The following is a 22,414-nucleotide window of genomic DNA, read 5'->3' on the forward strand; positions in this document are numbered from 1 at the left end:
TCGATCAGATCAACCCAAAATCGGCGGTAACTCGCGGCGCGGCAGGCTCGGCGGATTCTTCGGCGTGGCCGGCCGCGTCTCGACAACCAGCTTGCGGCGCGACGCCGGCTGCATTGCGGGCGGAATGCGTCGCGCGACGCCGGCAGGGCGGGACGCACCCGCGTCCGCCCGCGCGACGCCGGGTGCGGTGCGGCGCGTCGCCTTGCTGCTTCCAGCGGCAGCAAGACGGGGCGCGTGACGGCCGTGAGCGGCCAGCGATGCCGGACGTGCCGGCGCCTTCCGTGCTCGCGCAACGTGCGCCGCCGCGCTGCGAGGCGCGATGCGCCCAGCGCGCGTTTTCGCGGGCGCCGCGTTGCCCTTGCCGCGCGAGCCCGCCGCCCGCACCGGCGCTCCGTTGCCGGCCACCGAAGCCCGCTTCGCGACGACCCGCTGCGCCGGCTCCGGCGGATTCCACTCCTCGCGATAACCGCCGGCCAGCGCCGCGGTCGTCCCGCCGATCGCCGCCACCATACCCACCGCCGCCACCGCCGCTCTCACTGCCCTGCGCACGCGCTCCCCCTTTCGGTGTCCTGAATCGTTCATAAGGCCGGCGATTATACCCAATCGCAACTTGCAATAATCCATATATGGACTAATATCCGTTAAAAGTTCATTTCAGGACAAAATCATGCCGAGCGCGACCGCTTCTTCTCCCGCCAGCCCGCAGCGGCGTCGGGGCGCGGAGCCGTCGCTGACCGAAATGTCGGCGGCGGGCCTGCGCGCGTTCTTCAACATCGCACGCGACTGGGACCTGAGCGTCGACGAGCAGATCGTGCTGCTTGGCTCGCCGGGCCGCTCGACGTTCTTCAAGTGGAAGGCGACGCCGCAAAGCGCGCGGCTCGGCCGCGACACGCTGGAGCGGCTGTCGCTGCTGCTCGGCATCTACAAGGCGCTGCAGATACTGCTGCCGCAGCCCGCGTCCGCCGACACGTGGATCAAGCGGCCGAACAGCGCGCCGCCGTTCGGCGGCCGGCGCGCGCTCGACCGGATGCTCGCCGGCAACGTCAGCGACCTCGTCGCGGTGCGCCAGTATCTCGATGCGATGCGGGGCGGCTGGGCGTGACGGAAACGAACTGGCGGGACCGCTGGCGCATCGCGCCGCTCGACTGGTCGCCCGCGTACCGGGTGATTCCGACGCGCTTTCCGGCCGTGAACCTGTTCGACCGGGTCGCGTCCGCCGAGGACTTCGACGCGCTGTACGCGCTGGAGGCGCTGACGAACGACCGGCTGCGCACCGAGACCGGCGAACTCGACCTCGTGCCGCGCGACGAGCGCCGCTTCGGCGCGGGTTACGGGCCGATCATGGCCGCGTTCACGCATCTGAATCCGCAGGGCAGCCGCTTTTCGGACGGCAGCTACGGCGTGTTCTACTGCGCGCGCTCACGCGACACCGCGATCGCGGAGACCCGCTATCACGCGGCGCTCTTTCTCGCGGCGACCGAAGAGCCGCCGCTGCGCCAGCAGATGCGGCTCTACACGGTGATCGCACAAGGGGAAGTGGCCGATCTGCGCGGCGACCCGGCGCTCGATCCGGCGGTGCTGTCACCGGACGACTACGCGGCCGGCCAGGCGCTCGGCCGCGCGGCGCGGACGGCGGGCGCGCCGGGCATCGCGTATCCGTCGGTGCGCGACGCGGGCGGCGAATGCCTCGCGGCGCTGCGCACGACGATCCTGCGCGCGTGCCACCATGCGGCGTATCTGGAATACAACTGGAACGGCCAGCAGATCGACATGGTGTTCGAACTGAACCGCGTCGGCTGAACGGAAGGAAAACGAACGAAGGGCGGACTTCCGCGAGTCAAGGCAGCGCGAACGCCGCCGCGCCTTCCGCGCGCGCCGTTTCGACCGACACGCTCCAGTGCCGCGCGCCGTGCGCTTCGACGAGCGTGAGCCGCCCCTGCTCCGCGAACGCACCGGTATCGATGAACACCTGCGAGCCGACCCGCGTCACGTCGCGCATCGGCGTATGTCCGCAGTACGTGACCGACAGCCCCGCGCTCGGCCGCGCGCGCCCGAGCGCGACGGTGCGGCCCCACAGCATCTGCTCGCGCACGTCGTCGTCGAAGCCGCCCGCGTCGAGGTCCGCGTCGTCGCCGAAGAACTCCGCATGCAGCACGTTGAACCGCTCCGCGCCGCTGCCAACCACCCGCACGAGCGGCAGTTCGCGCAGCCGGCGCGCGTAGCCGGCCAGCCGGCTGTCCGGCACCGACTCCGCCCATCCGCCGCCGATCGCATACCAGCGCCGGCGGCTCAGCCGGCCGTCGACGACCGCGCACAACGCATCCTCGTGATTGCCGAGCACCGGATGGAACCACGGCCGGTCCAGCAGCGCGATCGCCTCGTCGCACTGGGTGCCGCGATCGACCAGGTCGCCGACCGAGAACAGCCGGTCGCAGCCGGCGTCGAAGCGGACTTCGCGCAGCAGGTAGCGGAGCGCATCGACGCAGCCGTGCAGGTCGCCGACCACAAAATCCCGGCCGGCGCGATTGGTCGCGTGATGCAGCACATCGGGGGCGGTTACGAGCGTCATCATCGTTTCATCATAATGCCGCGCGGAACAGCCGTATGCGCGCTGCCTCTCGTTGCCGTCCGCCGGCCCGGCCATCGCCAGCAAGCGGCGTGCCGGCGGCCGCCCGCAGTAGAATCGCCGCAATCCGTTTTCCGGTCCGTCCTTTCATGAACCTTTATCCGCAGGTCCTTCGCAACCGGCCGCACATGATGGTCGCGCTGGCCGTCGGCATCGTCGTGGCCGCGCTGTCGCCGACCGCCGGCTGGAGCGCGCGCGTGCTGCTCGGCTGGGACATCACCGTGTGGATGTATCTCCTGCTGATCTGGATTCACATGGTGCGGGCAAGCGAGGACGCCGTGCGCCAGAACGCGCGCCGCGAGGACGAAAACGCCGGCACCGTGCTGTTCGTGCTCTGCACGGCGACGGTCGCGAGCATCGTCGCGATCATCGTCGAACTCGGCGCGACGAAGGATCTCGGCACCGCGTCGAAGGTCATGCACTCGCTGCTCACCGGGATGACGCTGATCGGCGCATGGTTCCTGATTCCGACGATCTTCACGCTGCACTACGCACGCCTCTACTACGGCTCCGATCCGGACTCGCCGTCGCTGGTGTTCCCCGACGACAAGCTGAAGCCGAACTACTGGGACTTCCTGTACTTCTCGTTCACGATCGCGGTCGCGTCGCAGACCGCCGACATCGGGCTGCGCGGCCGCGACGCGCGGCGCGGCGTCCTCGCGCAGTCGATTCTTTCGTTCTACTTCAACGTCGCGGTACTCGGGCTCAGCGTGAACATCGCGGCGAGCATGGTCGGCAACTAGCCGCCGCGCGGCGGGCGGCACCGCACCGCGCATGCCGGCGTCGCGTGTAAAAACCCGCCCACTCCTCTCCCCACCCTTACCCATCCGGTCGCGCGGCCACGCGCGCGCCACCGCGATCCCGCCGTCGGCATGCGCCTTGCTGACACCCCGTTCGCCACACCGGCCGCATTCGCCGCGCGCTCCCGCAACGTCAGCACGCCTTTCGATGCTGCAATGCGGTCGCCCACCGAGCGACATGCCGCCGTTTGCACTACATTGAACAGGACGCACGGCCCGACACCCGCCGCGCGGCCCGGCTCCGGCAGCCTCCCGGGCGACGTGATCGCGCACGCCGCGCATCCACGCCACCCGCCGTACTGGAAGACGACCGATGGAATTGCTCCATGCCTATGCGCCACGGATCTACTTCGTTCATTCTGTTCTCGTCGGGCCGCTCGACGCGTGGCCTGCGTGCTTCGCGCACGCGGCGTCGCTCGGTTTCGACCATGTGCTGATCGGCGCGCTGTTCGCGCCGGGCGCGTCCGGCGACGGCCGGATCGTCGCCGATCACGCGCAGCTTCATCCCGCGTTCGGCCCGCCGCACGCCGCCACCGCCGACGCCGCGTTGCGCAAGCTCTGCGCGGCGGCCCGCGAGCACGGCATCACGCTGCTCGCGGACGTCGTGCTCGACCGCGTCGCCGCGAACGGCGCGCTGCACGCCGCGCATCCGGACTGGTTCCATCCGTTCGAGCCGGACGACGCGCGGCTCGATCCGCGCCACGGCCACCGCGACGCGAACGTCGCGTATGCGGACTTCGACCGCGACGCGACGACCGTCGACACCCCGCTCACCGCATGGTGGACCGACCGTCTCGCAGAACTCGCGGAAACCGGCATCGGCGGCTTCCGTTTCGACTCGCCGCACTGCACACCGGCCGCCGTATGGCGGCAGATCGGCGACGCGCTGCGCGCGCGCGATCCGCAGACGCGCCTGCTCGCCGCGACGCCCGGCCTCGCGCGCGACGAGATCGCGCGGCTCGAAGGCGCCGGATTCGACGGCGTGTTCTCGTCGCTGCGCTGGTGGGACTTCGAGGCCGGCTGGCTGATCGACGAGCACCAGTTGCTGCGCCGGCTCGGCTCGCCGATCGCGTTCCCCGAAGCGCCTTACGGCACCCGGCTCGTGCACGATCTCGACGGCGCGGCCGACGTGCGCGCGGTCGAGCGCGCGTACCGGCGGCTGGTGCGCGCGGCCGCCGCGTTCGGCACCGGCTGGCTCGTGCCGATGGGCTTCGAATACGGGATCGCCGATCCGGTCGCGTATGCGGGCGGCAGCCCCGACGCCTACGAGCGCGCGCGCACCCGCGCGCCGCTCGACCTGTCCGCCGACATCGCGCACGCGAACGCATTGCAGCGCGACACCTGGACGTTGCAGACGAACGGCGAGCAGCGCCTGTTGAGCGGCCCCGGCGCGCCGGTGAGCGCGCTGCTGCGCGGCGACGCGCCCGACCTGCGCGACGCCGGCGAAGCGGTGCTGACACTCGTGAATCCGGCGCTCGCCGCGCCGGTGCGCGTCGACATGGCCCGCCTGCTCGACGCGGTGCCGGGCGGCTTCACGCGCTTCGAGCCGCTCGACGCCGAATCGCCGGGCGGCGCGCGTCCGCGCGACGCGAGCGCGGTGCCGGACACCTTCGCGCTGCCGGCCGGCGCGTGCTGGCTGCTGCGCTCACTCGCGACGCCGCCCGTCGTGCTCGCGCCGCCGGCCGATCTCGCGAAGTCCCCGACAAGCGGCCATCGCAGCGTGCAGGACGCGATCGCCGCACCGCGCATCGCGATCGAGAGCGTCGCGCCGTCGGTCGATCACGGCCGCTTCGTCGTCAAGCGCACGGTCGGCGAGCGTGTCGAAGTCAGCGCGGCGATCTTCGCGGAAGGCCACGACCGGATCGACGCGGCGGTGCTGTGGCGCGCGGCCGACGAAACGACGTGGCGCGAGGCGCCGATGAAACCGGTGCTGCCGCCCGGCACCGACCTGTGGACCGCGCGCTTTCCGCTGGAGCGCGTGGGCCGCTACGAGTTCGTCGTGACGGCGTGGCGCGACGACTTCGCGTCGCTCGCGGACCATCTGCAGAAGAAACGCGCGGCCGGCCAGAACGTCGATCTCGAACTGCAGGAAGCCCAGCATCTGCTCGCGCTCGTGCTCGCAAGCGCCGAAACCGCGGACACCGGCAACGCGCGCGAGTGCGCGGCGCTCGCAGCGATCGTGAAGCGTTTCGTCAGCGCGGACACCGACACGCGCTGCGCGATCCTGCTCGCGCCGGCGACCGCCGCCGCCGTGCGCGCGGCGCGGCACCGGCCGTTCCTGTCGCGCGACCCGCAGGTGTGGCGCGTCGATGCCGAACGCTCGGCCGCGCGCTTCGCAAGCTGGTACGAAATCTTCCCGCGCTCGATGAGCGACGACGAAACGCGGCACGGCACGTTCGACGACGTGATCGCGAAGCTGCCGCGCATCCGCGACATGGGTTTCGACGTGCTGTACTTCCCGCCGATTCATCCGATCGGGCTCGCGAACCGCAAGGGCCGCAACAACGCGCTGAGCGCCGAAGCCGGCGACGTCGGCAGTCCGTATGCGATCGGCGCGGCCGAAGGCGGCCACGACGCGGTGCATCCGCAACTCGGCACGCTCGACGACTTCCGGCGCATGCTCGCGGCCGCGCACGAACACGGCCTCGAAATCGCGCTCGATTTCGCGATCCAGTGTTCGCCGGATCATCCGTGGCTGAAGGCGCATCCGGGGTGGTTCGCGTGGCGGCCGGACGGCTCGCTGCGCTACGCGGAGAACCCGCCGAAGAAGTATCAGGACATCGTGAACCCCGAGTTCTACGCGCACGACGCGAAACCCGCGCTGTGGCTCGCGCTGCGCGACGTGATCCTGTTCTGGATCGGCGCGGGCGTGCGGATCTTCCGCGTGGACAACCCGCACACGAAGCCGCTGCCGTTCTGGGAATGGATGATCGGCGACGTGCGCGCGCGTCACCCGGACGTCGTGTTCCTGTCCGAAGCCTTCACGCGGCCGCGCCTGATGTACCGGCTCGCGAAACTCGGCTTCTCGCAGTCGTACACGTACTTCACGTGGCGCGAGTCGAAGCGCGACTTCATCGACTATCTGACCGAACTCGCGAACACCGACGTGCGCGACTTCTACCGGCCGAACTTCTTCGTGAACACGCCGGACATCAACCCGCGCCATCTTCAGACGGGTCTGCGCGCGAGTTTCCTGATCCGCGCCGCGCTCGCGGCGACGCTGTCCGGGTTGTGGGGCGTGTACAGCGGCTTCGAGTTGTGCGAGGGCCGCGCGCTGCCCGGCAGCGAGGAATATCTGGACTCCGAGAAGTATCAGTTACGCGCGTGGGACTGGAACCGGCCCGGCAACATCGTCGCGGAGATCGCCGCGCTGAACCGCATTCGCCGCGCGAACCCCGCGCTGCATACGCATCTCGGCATCACGTTCCTCGACGCGCGCAACGAGCACGTTTTGTGCTTCGAGAAGGCGACGGCCGCGCGCGACAACGTCGTGATCGTCGCGATCAATCTGGACCCGCGCGCCGAACAGGGCGCGGACATCGAACTGTCGTGGCAGACGTTCCAGCATTGGGGCATCGACGATCACGCATCGCTCGCGGTCAGCGACGAACTGACCGGCGAGCGGTTCGAATGGCGCGGCCGCTGGCAGCACGTGCGGCTCGATCCGGGCTGGCGGCCGTATGCGATCTTGCGGGTCGCGCCGGCCACCGGCCTGCCGCGCGACGAACCGGACCCGGAGCCCGCCCCCGCCGAACCGGTGCATGTGACGGGGCATCCCGAACTGGACGACGATTTTCCGCCCGGAGGAGCGACATGAAACGCGACGACGCCACGCGGGACAAATTCGCGCCAGCGGCGCACCCGGCCCAGGCGGCCCATGCGGCGAACGAAGCCGCCGCGCGCGAGGCGCGCGAACATCACGACGCGAAGGCCGCGCGGCGCGGCAAGCCGTCCGCGCTGATCGACGACCCGCTCTGGTACAAGGACGCGATCATCTACCAGGTGCACGTGAAGTCGTTCTTCGACTCGAACAACGACGGCGTCGGCGACTTCCCCGGCCTGCTCGCGAAGCTCGACTACATCGCGGGCCTCGGCGTCACCGCGATCTGGCTGCTGCCGTTCTATCCGTCGCCGCGCCGCGACGACGGCTACGACATCGCGGACTATCGCAACGTGCATCCGGACTACGGACAGCTCGCGGACGTGCGGCGCTTCATCCAGGAAGCGCATGCGCGCGGCATCCGCGTCATTACCGAGCTGGTCATCAACCACACGTCGGACCAGCATCCGTGGTTCCAGCGCGCGCGCCGCGCGAAACCCGGCTCGAATCATCGCAACTATTACGTGTGGTCCGATACCGATACGAAGTATGCCGGCACGCGGATCATCTTCATCGACACCGAGCCGTCGAACTGGACCCACGACCCGGTCGCGGGCGCGTACTACTGGCATCGCTTCTACTCGCACCAGCCCGACCTGAACTTCGACAACCCGGCGGTGATGCGCGAGGTGTTGCAGGTGATGCGCTTCTGGCTCGACATGGGGATCGACGGGCTGCGGCTCGACGCGGTGCCGTACCTCGTCGAGCGCGAAGGCACGAACAACGAGAACCTGCCGGAAACACACGCGATCCTGAAACAGATCCGCGCGACGATCGACGCGCACTACCCGAACCGGATGCTGCTCGCGGAAGCGAACCAGTGGCCGGAGGACGTGCAGGAATATTTCGGCCGCGAGGACGAATGCCAGATGGCGTTCAACTTCCCGCTGATGCCGCGCATCTACATGGCGATCGCGAGCGAGGACCGCTTCCCGATCATCGACATCATGAAGCAGACGCCGGATCTGCCGCCCAGTTGCCAGTGGGCGATCTTCCTGCGCAACCACGACGAACTGACGCTCGAAATGGTCACCGACTCCGAGCGCGATTATCTGTGGAACACCTATGCGAGCGACCGGCGCGCGCGCCTGAACCTCGGCATCCGCCGCCGCCTCGCGCCGCTGATGGAGCGCGACCGCCGCCGCATCGAACTGATCAACTCGCTGCTGCTGTCGATGCCCGGCACGCCGGTCATCTATTACGGCGACGAACTCGGGATGGGCGACAACATCCACCTGGGCGACCGCGACGGCGTGCGCACGCCGATGCAATGGTCGTCGGACCGCAACGGCGGCTTCTCGCGCGCGGACCCGGAGCAACTGGTGCTGCCGCCGCTGATGGGCTCGCTGTACGGCTACGACGCGATCAACGTCGAGGCGCAGAGCCGCGACCCGCATTCGCTGCTGAACTGGACCCGGCGGATGCTCGCGACGCGCCGCTCGAAGCAGGCGTTCGGGCGCGGCACGATCCGCTTCCTGCGTCCGGAGAACCGCAAGGTGCTCGCGTATCTGCGCGAGATGCCGGGCGAAAACCCGATCCTGTGCGTCGCGAACCTGTCGCGCGGACCGCAGGCCGTCGAACTCGACCTGTCCGAATTCGCCGGCCACTCGCCGGTCGAGATGACCGCCGATTCGGTGTTCCCGGCGATCGGCCAGTTGCCGTATCTGCTGACGTTCCCGCCGTATGGCTTCCTGTGGTTCCTGCTGTGCTCGGGCGGCCAGCGGCCCACGTGGGGACAGCCGGCGTCCGAGCAGTTGCCGGAATTCGTGACGGTGGTGATCCGCGAAGGCCAGACCGGCGCGACGCCCGAGAACGTGCGGCTGCTCGAATCGGAAGTGCTGCCGTCGTGGCTCAGCCGGCGGCGCTGGTTCGCGTCGAAGGACCGGCCGCTGAAGCGGGTGCGGCTCGCCGCGCTGACGACGATCCCCGGCGCGGGTTTCGCGTTCACCGAGATCGAGGCGGAACTGGACGACGGCGCGACCGAGCGTTACGTGCTGCCGATCGCGATCACGTGGGGCACCGACACGACGACGCCGCTACACATCCAGTTGGCGCTCGCGCGGGTGCGGCGCGGCCGCACGATCGGGCATCTGACCGACGCGTTCTCGCTGCCGCTGTTCGCCTATGGCGTGCTCGGCAAGCTGCGCGAGCGCGCGGCGGTGCCGACCGTGCAGCAGAGCACGATCCACTTCGATCCGACGCCGCTGTTCGCGGAACTCGATCTCGGCGACGCGCCGGAAATTCGCTGGCTCGCGGCCGAGCAGAGCAACAGTTCGCTGATCGTCGCGGACACGCTGGTGCTGAAGCTCGTGCGGCGGCTGATGGGCGGCGTGCATCCGGAGGCGGAGATGAGCCGCTATCTGACGCAGCTCGGGTATCCGAACACCGCGCCGCTGTACGGCGAAGTGGTGCGCGTCGATCCGGCCGGCGTCCCGCATACGCTCGCGATCCTGCAAGGCTACATCGACAACCAGGGCAACGCGTGGGACTGGGCGCTCGATTATCTGCGCCGCACGGTGGACGAACTCGCGCTCGCCGTGGACGGAGGCACCGACTCGCCGCCCGACCCGGCGATCGAAGAGGAAGCGGTGCACGGCTACTGCTCGATCGTCGGCACCATCGGCCGGCGGCTCGGTGAACTGCATGCGGCGCTCGCGTCGCCGACCGACGACCCCGCGTTCGCGCCCGAGCCCGCGAGCCCCGAGCATGTGCGCGCGTGGGTCGCCGATGCGAAGATGATGCTCGTCGAGGCGCTGGACCTGTTGCAGCAGCACGTGACGAGCGGCGCGCACACGCTCGACGACGACGCGCTCGAACTCGCGCGCAGCCTGCTCACGCGCCGCGACGCGCTGCTGGCCGCGATGGACGAGCGCGTGCCCGACCATGCGGCCGCGACCCGCATCCGCATCCACGGCGACTTCCACCTGGGCCAGGTGCTGCTCGCGCAGGGCGACGCGTATCTGATCGACTTCGAAGGCGAGCCCGCGCGGCCGCTCGACTATCGGCGCGCGAAGACCTGCACGCTGCGCGACGTCGCCGGCCTGCTGCGTTCGCTGTCGTATGCGGGCGCGGCCGCCCAATCGACGACCGAGAACGCGCCGCAGCAGACCGCCGACCGCAAGCGCACGCTGTTCGAGCGGTTCCGCGGTTATGCGGTCGAAGCGTTCCTCACGCAGTACCGCGCGGCGGTCGCGAGCACGCCGCAGCCGCTCGTCGGCGCGAAACACGAACAGGCGCTGCTCGACCTGTTCCTGATCGAGAAGGCCGCGTACGAGATCCGCTATGAAGCGGCGAACCGGCCGACGTGGCTCGCGCTGCCGGTGCGCGGCCTCGCGGCGATCGCGAGCCGCGTGCTCGGCACGACCACCGGTCTGCCGCCGCACGACACCCATGCGGGAGGCGACCATGGATAGACTGCCCCCTTCCGCCGGCCTGCATCAGCCCGACATCGACGCGCTGACCGCCGCGCGCCACGCGGATCCGTTCGCGCTGCTCGGCCCGCACCGGATCGACGGCGTGCCGTACGTGCGCGCGCTGCTGCCGAACGCGCACGGCGTGCGCGTGATCGCGCGCGACGACGCGCGCACGCTGGGCGAACTCGTGCGCATCCATCCGGCCGGCCTGTTCGCCGGCCCGATCGACGACGCGGTGCCGTACCGGCTCGACATCGACTGGCACGGCACGCAGCAGGAAATCGAGGATGCGTATGCGTTCGGCCCGCTGCTGCCCGAAGACGCGCTGCGCCGTCTCGCGGACGGCGACCCGTATGCGGTGCTCGAATGCCTCGGCGCGCGGCCGCTGACCCACGACGGCGTGCCGGGCGTGCGCTTCGCGGTGTGGGCGCCGAACGCGCGGCGCGTGTCGGTGGTGGGCGACTTCAATGCGTGGGACGGCCGGCGTCATCCGATGCGGCTGCGCTACGAGGCCGGTGTGTGGGAGCTGTTCGTGCCGCGCGTCGCGCCCGGCGCGCGCTACAAGTACGAGATCGTCGGTGCGGACGGCCACGTGCTGCCGCTGAAGGCCGACCCGTGCGCGATGCAGTGCGAACGCCCGCCGGCGACCGCGTCGGTCGTCGCGCCGGTCGACGAGATCGAAGGCTACGCATGGCGCGACCGCGACTGGCTGCACACGCGCGCACAGCGTCAGCATGCGCGCGCGCCGCTGTCGATCTACGAGGTGCATGCGCCGTCGTGGCTGCCGGCGCACGGCGACGACGGCGCCGAGCCGTCGTGGTCCGCGCTCGCGGACCGGCTGATCCCCTACGCGCAAGGGATGGGCTTCACCCACATCGAACTGATGCCGATCGCGGAGCATCCGTTCGGCGGCTCGTGGGGCTACCAGCCGCTCGCGCAGTTCGCGCCGACCGGCCGGCTCGGCTCGCCGCTCGACTTCGCGGCGTTCGTCGATCGCGCGCACGAAGCGGGCCTCGGCGTGATCCTCGACTGGGTGCCCGCGCACTTCCCGAACGACGCGCACGGGCTGATCGCGTTCGACGGCACCGCGCTCTACGAGCACGCGGACCCGCGCGAGGGATATCACCCGGACTGGAACACGATGATCTACAACCTCGGCCGCCAGGAGGTCAGCGCGTTCCTGATCGCGTCCGCGCTCGCGTGGCTCGGGCGTTATCACGTGGACGGGCTGCGCGTCGATGCGGTCGCGTCGATGCTGTATCGCGACTATTCGCGCGCGGCCGGCGAGTGGGTGCCGAACGTCTACGGCGGGCGCGAGAACCTGGAGTCGATCGCGTTCCTGAAGCGGCTCAACCACGAGGTGCAGTACGTGCCGCAGCGCCCCGGCGTCATCACCATCGCGGAGGAATCGACCGCGTGGCCCGGCGTGTCCGCGCGCGTCGAGGACGGCGGCCTCGGCTTCCAGTTCAAGTGGAACATGGGCTGGATGCACGACACGCTGCACTACATGCACGAAGACCCGGTGTATCGCCGCTATCACCATCACCTGATGACGTTCGGGCTCGTCTACGCATGGTCCGAACGCTTCGTGCTGCCGCTGTCGCACGACGAGGTGGTGCACGGCAAGGGCTCGCTGCTCGGCAAGATGCCGGGCGACCGCTGGCAGCGTTTCGCGAACCTGCGCGCGTATCTCGGCTTCATGTGGACGCATCCGGGCAAGAAGCTGCTGTTCATGGGCGGCGAGTTCGCGCAGATGGCCGAGTTCGATCACGACGGCACGCCGCACTGGAACCTGCTCGACGACCCGCTGCATCGCGGCGTGCAGACGCTGGTGCGCGACCTGAACCACGCCTACGTGTCCGAGCCCGCGCTGCACGCGCTCGACGCGGAGCCTGGCGGTTTCGACTGGCTGATCTCCGACGACGCGGACAATAGCGTGTACGCGTTCCGTCGCGTGGACGGCGCGGGCCGCGAAGTGGTGACGATCTGCAACTTCACGCCGATGCCGCGCCACGGCTACCGGGTCGGGATGCCGAAGCCGGGCCAGTGGGACGAAATCGTCAACACCGATGCGGACGTGTACGGCGGCTCGAACATGGGCAACGGCGGCCGCGTGAGCACCGAGCCGGTCGCGAGCCACGGCAAGCCGCAATCGGTGGCGCTGGTGCTGCCGCCGCTCGGGACGCTGATCCTGCGCGCAGCGCGCTAACCCGCGTGCCCCTCGATACGAACGAACAACAAGGAAGCTCATGCGACGAGGATCAGGACGACGCGGCGGAGTGAGCCGCGATGGCTAGCGGGCGGCCAGGGCAGCCGGCGCAGCCCGACCGGATGTCGCCGGGCAGCCCGTATCCGCTCGGCGCGACGTGGGACGGACTCGGCACGAACTTCGCGGTGTTCTCCGCGAACGCGTGGCGCATCGAGGTCTGCCTGTTCGATCCGACTGGCCGCAAGGAACGCATGCGCTACACGCTGCCCGAATGCACGGACGAGGTGTGGCACGGCTACCTGCCCGGCGCGCATCCCGGCACCGTGTACGGGCTGCGCGCGCACGGGCCGTATCAGCCGCAGTACGGGCATCGCTTCAATCCGCACAAGCTGCTGCTCGACCCGTACGCGCGGCGGCTCGTCGGCCAGTTCCGCTGGTCCGACGCGCTGTTCGGCTATCGCGTGCATTCGAACCGCGCGGACCTGTCGCTCGACCGGCGCGACTCCGCGCCCGCGATGCCGAAGTGCATGGTCGTCGACGACACGTTCAACTGGTCGCGCGACGTGCGGCCGAACGTGCCGTGGTCGCAGACGGTGATCTACGAGACGCATCTGCGCGGCATCACGATGCAGCGCCACGACCTGCGCGCGCATACGCGCGGCACGTTCGCGGCGCTCGCGTCGCCGCATTTCGTCGAGCATCTGGCGAGGCTCGGCGTGACCGCCGTCGAACTGCTGCCGGTGCACGCGTTCCTGAACGAACGCTTTCTGGTCGAACGCGGGCTGCGCAACTACTGGGGCTACAACAGCGCCGCGTTCTTTGTGCCGGAGCCGTCGTACCTGTCCGGCCACGATCCGGACGAGATGCGCATCGCGATCCGCCAGCTGCACGCGGCCGGCATCGAGGTGTTCCTCGACGTCGTGTACAACCACACGTGCGAAGGCGGCGAAAGCGGGCCGACCGTGTCGTGGCGCGGCCTCGACAACGCGAACTACTATCGCTGCGTGCCGGGCGACGAGCGCCATCTGATCAACGACACCGGCTGCGGCAACACGCTGAACCTGTCGCATCCGCGCGTGTTGCAGATGGTCGTCGATTCGCTGCGCCACTGGGCGACGTCGTACCGGATCGACGGTTTCCGCTTCGATCTCGGCGTCACGCTCGGGCGCGAGTCGAGCGGTTTCGATCCCGGCTCCGGCTTCTTCGACGTGCTGCGCCAGGACCCGGTGCTGTCGCCGCTGAAGCTGATCTCCGAGCCGTGGGATCTCGGCCCCGGCGGGTATCAACTGGGCAACCATCCGCCCGGCTTCGCCGAATGGAACGACCGCTTTCGCGACAGCGTGCGCCGCTACTGGCGCGGCGACCCCGGCCAGCGCGCGGACCTCGCCGCGCGGCTCACCGGCTCGGCGGACCTGTTCGACCGGCGCTCGCGGCGGCCGTGGTCGTCGATCAACTACGTGACGTCGCACGACGGCTTCACGCTCGCGGACCTCGTCGCGTACGAGCACAAGCACAACGAGGCGAACGGCGAGGACAACCGCGACGGCCACAACGAGAACTGGAGTTCGAACTGGGGCGCCGAAGGGCCGACCGACGACGCCGCGATTCTCGCGACCCGCGAGCGCGTGGCACGCTCGATGCTGGCTACGTTGTTCGTCGCGCTCGGCACGCCGATGCTGGCCGGCGGCGACGAGATGCTGCGCACGCAGCGCGGCAACAACAACGCGTATTGCCAGGACAACGAGGTGTCGTGGGTGGACTGGACGCTCGCCGAAACGCCGCATGCCGAAACGATGACCGCGTTCGTCGCGCACGTGATCGCGCTGCGCGACGCGCATCCGCTGCTGCGCGAAGCGCGTTTTCTGTTCGGCGACCGCGAGGTGCTGCCCGGCGTGCACGACATCGACTGGTTCGACGAGCGCGGCGAGCCGTTGTCGCCGGAAGCGTGGCAGGACCCGGAAGCGCGCGCGTTCGCGCTGCGCCGCGCGGGACCGGACCTCGACGGCGGAATCGAAGTATTGTTGCTGATGTTGAACGCGTCGTCGGGAGCCGTGAGGTTCACGGCTCCCGCGCCGCGAATGCAATGGGACGTGCTGCTCGACACCGCGCGCGACGACACCGCGCCGCGCACGCTGCCGGACGACACGATCGAAGTCGGCGCACACGCGCTCGTCGTGCTGTGCGCGCGACCGAAACGCGATGCCGCGCCGGAACACGCGCAGCGCGGCGCGCCGCCGGCGGCCGGGTCCATGGCCGGCGGCGAACCAGCAATGCCGGCTGCCGCGCCGCCCGACGCCGCGCCGCCCGGTTAGCCATCCAGGGAATTCGCCATGCCTTCGTCAACGCACGACCCGCGCGCCCGCCGCTACATGCATTGCCTGCCGTTCGGCGCGCAGCCGGCCAGCGCGACGTCCGCGCAGCAGCAGACCCGCTTCCGCTTCTGGGCGCCGTCGTGCCACGCGGTGCAGATCGTGTTCGACGACGCGTCCGAAGCCGTCGAGATGACGCCGGCCGGCAACGGCTGGTTCGAGGCGCAGGCGCCGTGCGGAGCCGGCGCGCTGTACCGCTACCGGCTCGACGGCGGGCAAACGGTGCCGGACCCCGCGTCGCGCTATCAGCCGCAAGGCGTGCATGGCCCGAGCGAAGTGATCGACCCGCGTTCGTATGCGTGGCGGCACGCGCAGTGGCAAGGCCGTCCGTGGGAAGAAACCGTGTTGTACGAACTGCACGTCGGCGCGCTGGGCGGCTATCGCGGCGTGGAAAAGCGACTGCCCGCGCTCGCGGAACTCGGCGTCACCGCCATCGAACTGATGCCGCTGAACGACTACCCGGGCGAGCGCGGCTGGGGCTACGACGTGATCCTGCCGTATGCGCCGCACGCGGCCTACGGCACGCCGGACGAACTGAAGGCGCTCGTCGATACGGCGCACGGCCTCGGACTCCAGATGTTCGTCGACGTCGTGTACAACCATTTCGGCCCGGACGGCAACTGGCTGCCGCATTACGCGAAGCCGTTCTTCCGCGAAGGCGTGCGCACGCCGTGGGGCGACGCGCTCGACTTCGACCGCTTCGAGGTGCGCGACTTCTTCTGCGACAACGCGCTGTACTGGCTGACCGAATACCGCTTCGACGGGCTGCGCATCGACGCCGCGCACGCGATCGGCAACGAGCCGTGGCTGCGCGAACTCGCGGACCAGGTGCATGCGCGCGTCGAGAACGGACGTCACGTGCATCTGGTGCTGGAAAACGAGCACAACGCGGCAAACCTGCTCGAAACGCACTTCGACGCGCAATGGAACGACGACGCGCATCACGCGATTCACGTGCTGCTGACCGGCGAGTCCGAAGGCTACTATCGCGCGTTCACCGACGAGCCGATCCGCAAGCTCGCGCGCGCGCTCGTCGAAGGGTTCGTGTATCAGGGCGAACCGTCGCCGGTGCACGACGGCCGGCCGCGCGGCGAGCCGAGCGGCCATCTGCCGCCGACGTCGTTCGTGCTGTTCCTGCAGAACCACGACCAGATCGGCAACCGCGCGTTCGGCGACCGGCTGCGCGCGTTGTGCGACGACGACGATGCGCTGCGCGCGGCGACCGCGCTGCTGTTGCTGTCGCCGCAGATTCCGCTGCTGTTCATGGACGAGGAGCACGGCTCGAAGCAGCCGTTCCAGTTCTTCACCGACTACACGGGCGACCTCGCCGACGCGGTGCGCGAAGGCCGCCGGCGCGAGTTCGCCGCGTTCGGCGCATTCTCCGATCCGGCGCGGCGCGCGCAGATTCCCGATCCGAACGATCCGCGCACGTTCGCCGCGTCGTCGCCGCCCGCGAGCGAGCCTGCAAGCGAACCCGAACGCAGCGAGCGGCTTGAATGGATGCATTTCTACAAGTCCGCGCTGACCGTGCGCACGCGGCTGCTGGCGCCGCGCCTTCGTCACGCCAGCGCGGACCACGCGACGGTGCTGGTGGACGACGCGGGCCGCGACACGGCCGCGCTGATCGCGCGCTGGAAGCTCGCGGACGGCGAGACGCTGTCGATCGCATTGAACCTCGGCCGCGACGACGTTTCGCTGCCGCAGCAGCCGGACGGCACCGTCGTGTTCGAAACGCCGCCGCGCGCGCGCGACCGCATCGACGCGCAGGTGCTGCCGCGCTACGCGTGCGTCGCGTGGATGACCGGCGACGTGCAGGGTTACGCGAACCATTACGCCCGGCAGCATCCGTCCAGCGAGGAACCCGGACCATGAACACGACGCGCCCCGCCGACGCGCTCGCGGCGCTCGCCGCGCGCGTCGGCTTCGAGGTCGAATGGTCCGACGCGCAGGGCATGATGCGGCGCGTGCCGGACAGCACGCTCGCGGCGCTGCTCGAATGCGCGGGACTGCCGTGCGCGACGGCCGCGCAACTACGGCACAGCGCGGCCGCGGTGAACGCCGAGCAGTCGGCGCGCAGGCTGCCGCCGCTCATCACCGCCGAATGCGATCACGCGATCGAACTGCCCGCGTCGGCGGTGCGCAACGGCAGCCGCTACCGGATCGAACTCGAAAGCGGCGCGCTGATCGACGGCCGCTTCACCGCGCCGAAGGGCGGACCCGCGCTGCTCGCGCCGGTGCCGGAGCCCGGTTATCACACGCTGACCGTGAACGACCATCAGCTAACGCTCGCGGTCGCGCCGCCGCGCTGCCATACGATCGCCGCCGCATGGCGCGCGCGTCACGGCGATGCGGCGCGCGTGCCGCCGCTGTGGGGCGTCGCCGCGCAACTGTACGGGCTGCGCCGCGCGGGCGACGGCGGCATTGGCGACTACACCGCGCTCGCAACGCTCGCGGCCGACAGCGCGCGTCACGGCGCGGCCGCGCTTGCGGTCAGCCCGACGCACGCGATGTTCAGCGCGGACCCCGGCCATTTCAGTCCGTATGCGCCGTCGTCGCGGCTCTGGCTGAACGTCGCGCACATCGACCCGGCCGCGCGTTTCGGCGTGGAAGCCGCGCACGCGGCAAGCGTCGCCGCCAGCGTCGGCACGCTGCCGACCGAACTCGAAGCGCTGCCGCTGATCGACTGGCGACGCGCGGTGCCGTCGAAGCTCGCGGTGCTGCGCGCGCTGTTCGACCGCTTCTGCGCGAACGACCGCGAAACGAATTCGCCGCACGCGCAGGCGTTCGACGCCTTCTGCGAACGCGGCGGCGAGGCGCTGGAAGACCACGCGCGCTTCGAGGCATTGCAGGCCGCGATGCTCGGCGGCCCCGAAGGACTGCGGCACTGGCGCGACTGGCCCGCCGGCTTGCAGGACCCGCGCAGCGCGGACGTCGCGACGTTCGCCGCCGGGAATCGCCGCGAGGTGGACTTCCACCGCTTCCTGCAATGGCTCGCGGCGGACGGCCTGCAACGCGCGCAGCAGGCGGCGCGCGACGCGGGCATGGCGATCGGCCTCGTCGCGGACCTCGCGGTCGGCTGCGACGGCGCGGGCAGTCACGGCTGGTCGCTGCCGCACGACATGCTGCAGCGCGTGTCGGTCGGCGCGCCGCCGGACATCTTCAACCAGGCGGGGCAAAGCTGGGGGCTGACGACGTTCTCGCCGCGCGCGATGCACAGCAACGGCTTCCGCGCGTTCATCGACATGCTGCGCGCCGCGTTCGCGCATGCGGGCGGCGTGCGCATCGATCACATCCTCGGGCTGCGCCGGCTGTGGCTCGTGCCCGAAGGCGAAAGCGCGAGACACGGCGCGTATCTGCGTTATCCGTTCGACGACCTCGTGCGGCTGATCGCGCTCGAATCGTGGCGGCATCGCGCGATCGTTATCGGCGAGGATCTCGGCACCGTGCCCGAAGGCTTGCGCGAACGGCTCGCCGCGCACGCACTGTACGGCACGCGCGTGCTGTGGTTCGAGCACGACGGCAACGCGTTCCTCGCGCCGGACCGCTGGGACCCGAACGGCGTCGCGACGACGACCACGCACGACCTCGCGACCGTCGCCGGCTGGTGGCGCGGCTCCGACATCGACTGGCGCAACCGGATCGGGCAGACGCTGCCGCGCGACGACGGCCGCGATCCGGTCGCGCTCGAACACGAGCGTCGCGCCTACGATCGCGACGGGTTGTGGCATGCGTTCCAGCAGGCCGGCTGCGCGCCGCGCGACACGCCTGCGCCGCCGCCCGACGCCGCGCCGGTCGATGCCGCGCTGCGCTTCGTCGGCGCGAGCGCGAGCCCGCTGTTCACGTGTCCGCTCGAAGACCTGCTCGCGCTCGCGGACCAGCCGAACCTGCCCGGCTCGATCGACGAGCATCCGAACTGGCGGCGGCGTCTGCCGCTCGACGTCGAAACGCTGTATCGCGACCCGGCCGTCGCCGCGCGCGTGCAGACGATCGCTGACGCGCGCGCCGCCGCGCCGACCCGCGCGGACGAGCCGCCGCCGTCCGCCGGCGCGACGCCGCCCGATGCGTCGCGCCCCGACACCGCCCCGCCCTCCGCGATGCCATGACACTTCCCCGCGCGACGCTGCGTCTGCAGCTTCATCACGACTTCACGTTCGACGATGCGCTCGCGCACGTCGACTATTTCGACGCGCTCGGCGTGAGCCATCTGTACACGTCGCCGGTGACGACCGCGCAGCCCGGCTCGATGCACGGCTATGACACCGTCGACTACGGCACCGTCAGCGCGGAACTCGGCGGCGAGACGGCGCTGCGCCGGCTGTCCGCGAAGCTGCACGAGCGCGGCATGGGGCTCGTCGTCGACGTCGTGCCGAACCACATGGGCGTCGGCGGCGCGCACAACGCATGGTGGCTCGACATCCTCGAATGGGGGCGGCACAGCGCGTATGCGCGGCACTTCGACGTGGACTGGCATTCGCCGGACCCCGCGTTGCGCGGCAAGGTGCTGATGCCGTTCCTCGGCGCGCCGTATGGCGAGGAACTGGAAGCGGGCCGCATCGAACTGCGCTTCGACGCGCAGCGCACGCGTTTCGTCGTCGCGTATGGGCCGCACGTATGCCCGATCTGCCCTGCCGATTACGCGGCGCTGTTGCAGTCCGCCGATCGCGCGGACCTCGCCGCGCTGGCCGCGTCGTTCCACGGACTGACGACGCAGCCCGACGACCAGCAGCGCGCCGCCCACGCGCGCGATGCGCTGCGCGAGTACGTCGAGCGCAACGGCACCGAGCCGATCGACTTCGTGCTCGAAGCGTATGCGAGCGCCGACCCGGTGCCGCGCGAACGGCTGCACAAGCTGCTCGAACGCCAGCACTACCGGCTCGCGTGGTGGCGCACCGCGACCGACGAGATCAACTGGCGGCGCTTCTTCGACGTGACCGCGCTCGCGGGCGTGCGCGTCGAGCGGCACGAGGTGTTCGAGGCGGTGCACCGGCTCGTGTTCCGGCTGTACGCGGACGGCGTGATCGACGGCGTGCGCATCGATCACATCGACGGGCTCGCGGACCCGCGCGAATACTGCGAGCGGCTGCGGCAGCGGCTCGCGAGCCTGCGCACGGAGCCGCCGTACATCGTCGTCGAAAAGATCCTCGCGCAAGGCGAAACGCTGCGCGACGACTGGGCCGTGCAGGGCACGACCGGTTACGACTTCATGAACGACGTCGGCGCGCTGCTGCACGACGCGGCCGGCGCGGAGCCGCTCGCCGCCGCGTGGGCCGCGATCTCGGGCAGCGACGCGTCGTTCTCCGAAGTCGTGCTCGATGCGCGCCGCGAGATGCTCGCCGCGTACCTCGCGGCCGAACTCGATCACGCGGCGCGCGCGCTGCACCGGATCGCGCGGGAGCAGCCGGCGACGCGCGACTACACGTATGCGTCGATCCATCGCTCGGTCGCGCAACTGGCGATCTGGTTCCCGGTGTACCGGGTCTATCCGGTGCACGGGATGCGCACCGCGACCGACAACCACTACTTCGACATCGCGCTCGACGGCGCGCGCCGCACGTTGCCGCGCGCGTATCGGGCGGCGCTCGCGCGGGTCGATGCGTGGCTCGGCGCAAGCGCGCCAGCCAGTGACGCGGAGCGTCCGGATGCAGGCGCGAAGGCGACTGCGAATGCGGCAGGCGGTGCGGATACGACGGCGACCAGCGCGGCGAGCAATGCGTCCACCCGCGCAACGGCCGGCGGCGCAGACCGCGCGCCGCACGCGACCGCTAACGCGAACCGCCACGGCAACGCGGCGCGCAGCGCCGCCGATGCGTCAATTGCAACGAACGGCCCGTTGAGCCACACGCTCGTCGCGCAGCGCACCGCGCTCGCGCTGTTCTCGCAACTGACCGCGCCGCTCGCCGCGAAGGCGACCGAGGACACCGCGTTCTATCGCTACGGCCGGCTGCTGTCGCGCAACGAAGTCGGCGCGGATCCGGGCGATTTCGCGCGCACGGTCGAGGACTTCCATGCGGCGAACCAGTTGCGCCAGCGCCGCTTTCCGCATGCGCTGCTCGCGACCGCGACGCACGATCACAAGCGCGGCGAGGACGTGCGCGCGCGGCTCGCGGTGCTGAGCGAAATTCCGGATCAATGGAGCGCGACGCTGCGCGCGTGGTCCACGCTGAACCAGCCGCATCGCCGCAACGGCAACGTGAATTCGCCGCTGGGTTCGACCGACTGGGCGCCGGGACCGGAAGCCGAGGCGATGCTGTACCAGACGCTGGTCGGCTGCTGGCCGCCGGACCTCGCGGCGGGCGACGAAGCGGGCGTGCGCGCCCTCGCGGAACGCGTCGCGCAATGGCAGTTGAAGGCGCTGCGCGAAGCGAAGCGGCGCACGAACTGGCTCGCGCCGGACGAAGCCTACGAGGCCGGCTGTCGCGACTTCCTGTTCGACATCCTCGCGCCGCAGCGGCGCGACGGCTTCCTGCACGAACTCGAAACGTTCGTCGCGCGGATCGCGCCGGCCGGCGTGTCGAACTCGCTGCTGCAGACGACGCTGCGAATCACGTCGCCGGGCGTGCCGGACCTGTATCAAGGCACCGAGCTATGGGACTTCAGCCTCGTCGATCCGGACAACCGGCGACCGGTCGATTACGCGCAACGCGCCGCGGCGCTGGGGGACGATCCGCCGTCCGCGCGGCTCGCGCAATGGCGCGACGCGCGCGTGAAACTCGGCATCGTGCAGCGGCTGCTCGCGCTGCGGACCCGCGCGCCATCGCTGCTGCGCGACGGCGCGTATCTGCCGCTCGCCGTGCACGGCGAGCACGCGGCGCGCGTGATTGCGTTCGCGCGCCAGCACGGCGACGAACGCGCGGTCGTGATCGGCACGCGGCTCGCGACGCCGCTGCTCGAAGACAGCGCGTTGCCGCTCGTCGCGGCCGACCGCTGGGGCGACACGGCGATCGAACTGCCGCCCGGCTTCGCGGACGCGCGCTGGCACGACTGGCTGAGCGACGCGTCGCCGACGATCCCGCGCACGCGTGTCGTCGCGGTGCGCGACGTGCTCGCGGCGCTGCCGGTCGCGGTGCTGTCGAACCTCGCGCCGAAACCGAAGACGAAGACGAAAGCAACGTAAGCG

General features: G+C 70.4%; 12 protein-coding genes. 10 read left to right on the forward strand and 2 right to left on the reverse strand.

Going from position 1 to position 22,414, the window contains the following annotated elements:
• Positions 1 to 9: 9 nt before the first annotated feature.
• Positions 10 to 510 carry a hypothetical protein gene (locus BLV92_RS20280; RefSeq protein WP_090548184.1) on the reverse strand — a complete coding sequence of 167 codons (501 nt, stop codon included), beginning with the start codon at positions 508 to 510 and terminating at the stop codon, positions 10 to 12.
• 229 nt (positions 511 to 739) lie between these two features.
• Between BLV92_RS20280 and BLV92_RS20285 the strand changes: the two genes are divergently transcribed.
• Both BLV92_RS20285 and BLV92_RS20290 read left to right on the forward strand, forming a co-directional pair.
• A complete protein-coding gene (locus tag BLV92_RS20285; RefSeq protein ID WP_090548185.1) occupies positions 740 to 1,102 on the forward strand; it encodes an MbcA/ParS/Xre antitoxin family protein in 363 nt (120 codons plus the stop codon).
• The gene (locus tag BLV92_RS20290) at positions 1,099 to 1,800 is read left to right on the forward strand and encodes an RES family NAD+ phosphorylase (protein ID WP_090548187.1); all 702 of its coding nucleotides are present in this window, start codon (positions 1,099 to 1,101) and stop codon (positions 1,798 to 1,800) included. The genes BLV92_RS20285 and BLV92_RS20290 overlap by 4 nt, the downstream gene beginning before the upstream one ends.
• A 37-nt stretch (positions 1,801 to 1,837) precedes the next feature.
• On the opposite strand, the gene BLV92_RS20295 is transcribed toward BLV92_RS20290, so the two are convergent.
• Entirely contained in the window at positions 1,838 to 2,569 is a 732-nt protein-coding gene (locus tag BLV92_RS20295) for a metallophosphoesterase (RefSeq protein ID WP_342029120.1), read from the reverse strand.
• A gap of 146 nt (positions 2,570 to 2,715) precedes the next feature.
• Between BLV92_RS20295 and BLV92_RS20300 the strand changes: the two genes are divergently transcribed.
• The 8 genes from BLV92_RS20300 to treY all read left to right on the forward strand — a co-directional run bounded on the left by BLV92_RS20300 (position 2,716) and on the right by treY (position 22,411).
• Positions 2,716 to 3,369 carry a DUF1345 domain-containing protein gene (locus BLV92_RS20300; RefSeq protein ID WP_090548189.1) on the forward strand — a complete coding sequence of 218 codons (654 nt, stop codon included), beginning with the start codon at positions 2,716 to 2,718 and terminating at the stop codon, positions 3,367 to 3,369.
• Positions 3,370 to 3,739: 370 nt separating this feature from the next.
• Entirely contained in the window at positions 3,740 to 7,243 is a 3,504-nt protein-coding gene (locus BLV92_RS20305) for a maltotransferase domain-containing protein (protein ID WP_090548191.1), read from the forward strand.
• Positions 7,240 to 10,719, forward strand: a complete 3,480-nt coding sequence (gene treS, locus BLV92_RS20310; protein ID WP_090548192.1) for a maltose alpha-D-glucosyltransferase — start codon at positions 7,240 to 7,242, stop codon at positions 10,717 to 10,719. Before BLV92_RS20305 ends, treS begins: the two co-directional genes overlap by 4 nt.
• Positions 10,712 to 12,928 (forward strand): 1,4-alpha-glucan branching protein GlgB, encoded by a 2,217-nt coding sequence (gene glgB, locus BLV92_RS20315; protein ID WP_090548194.1) that lies wholly within the window; start codon positions 10,712 to 10,714, stop codon positions 12,926 to 12,928. Before treS ends, glgB begins: the two co-directional genes overlap by 8 nt.
• An 80-nt stretch (positions 12,929 to 13,008) precedes the next feature.
• Positions 13,009 to 15,240 carry a glycogen debranching protein GlgX gene (glgX, locus tag BLV92_RS20320; RefSeq protein ID WP_090548195.1) on the forward strand — a complete coding sequence of 744 codons (2,232 nt, stop codon included), beginning with the start codon at positions 13,009 to 13,011 and terminating at the stop codon, positions 15,238 to 15,240.
• Positions 15,241 to 15,258: 18 nt separating this feature from the next.
• The gene (treZ, locus tag BLV92_RS20325) at positions 15,259 to 17,169 is read left to right on the forward strand and encodes a malto-oligosyltrehalose trehalohydrolase (RefSeq protein ID WP_090548197.1); all 1,911 of its coding nucleotides are present in this window, start codon (positions 15,259 to 15,261) and stop codon (positions 17,167 to 17,169) included.
• Complete coding sequence (gene malQ / locus BLV92_RS20330; protein WP_090548198.1) at positions 17,166 to 19,400, forward strand: 4-alpha-glucanotransferase; 2,235 nt, start codon at positions 17,166 to 17,168, stop codon at positions 19,398 to 19,400. Before treZ ends, malQ begins: the two co-directional genes overlap by 4 nt.
• Positions 19,397 to 22,411, forward strand: a complete 3,015-nt coding sequence (treY, locus tag BLV92_RS20335; protein ID WP_090548199.1) for a malto-oligosyltrehalose synthase — start codon at positions 19,397 to 19,399, stop codon at positions 22,409 to 22,411. The genes malQ and treY overlap by 4 nt, the downstream gene beginning before the upstream one ends.
• Positions 22,412 to 22,414 lie beyond the last annotated feature (3 nt).

It is taken from the genome of Paraburkholderia caballeronis (genome assembly GCF_900104845.1).
Lineage (GTDB): Bacteria > Pseudomonadota > Gammaproteobacteria > Burkholderiales > Burkholderiaceae > Paraburkholderia > Paraburkholderia caballeronis.

Coding starts and splice junctions, on each gene's coding strand:
- treZ (WP_090548197.1), top strand. CDS start 15,259: ATGCCTTCGTCAACGCACGACCCGCGCGCCCGCCGCTACATGCATTGC.
- BLV92_RS20280 (WP_090548184.1), bottom strand. CDS start 510: ATGGTGGCGGCGATCGGCGGGACGACCGCGGCGCTGGCCGGCGGTTAT.
- treY (WP_090548199.1), top strand. CDS start 19,397: ATGACACTTCCCCGCGCGACGCTGCGTCTGCAGCTTCATCACGACTTC.
- malQ (WP_090548198.1), top strand. CDS start 17,166: ATGAACACGACGCGCCCCGCCGACGCGCTCGCGGCGCTCGCCGCGCGC.
- BLV92_RS20295 (WP_342029120.1), bottom strand. CDS start 2,569: ATGACGCTCGTAACCGCCCCCGATGTGCTGCATCACGCGACCAATCGC.
- BLV92_RS20300 (WP_090548189.1), top strand. CDS start 2,716: ATGAACCTTTATCCGCAGGTCCTTCGCAACCGGCCGCACATGATGGTC.
- BLV92_RS20285 (WP_090548185.1), top strand. CDS start 740: ATGTCGGCGGCGGGCCTGCGCGCGTTCTTCAACATCGCACGCGACTGG.
- glgX (WP_090548195.1), top strand. CDS start 13,009: ATGGCTAGCGGGCGGCCAGGGCAGCCGGCGCAGCCCGACCGGATGTCG.
- glgB (WP_090548194.1), top strand. CDS start 10,712: ATGGATAGACTGCCCCCTTCCGCCGGCCTGCATCAGCCCGACATCGAC.
- treS (WP_090548192.1), top strand. CDS start 7,240: ATGAAACGCGACGACGCCACGCGGGACAAATTCGCGCCAGCGGCGCAC.
- BLV92_RS20305 (WP_090548191.1), top strand. CDS start 3,740: ATGGAATTGCTCCATGCCTATGCGCCACGGATCTACTTCGTTCATTCT.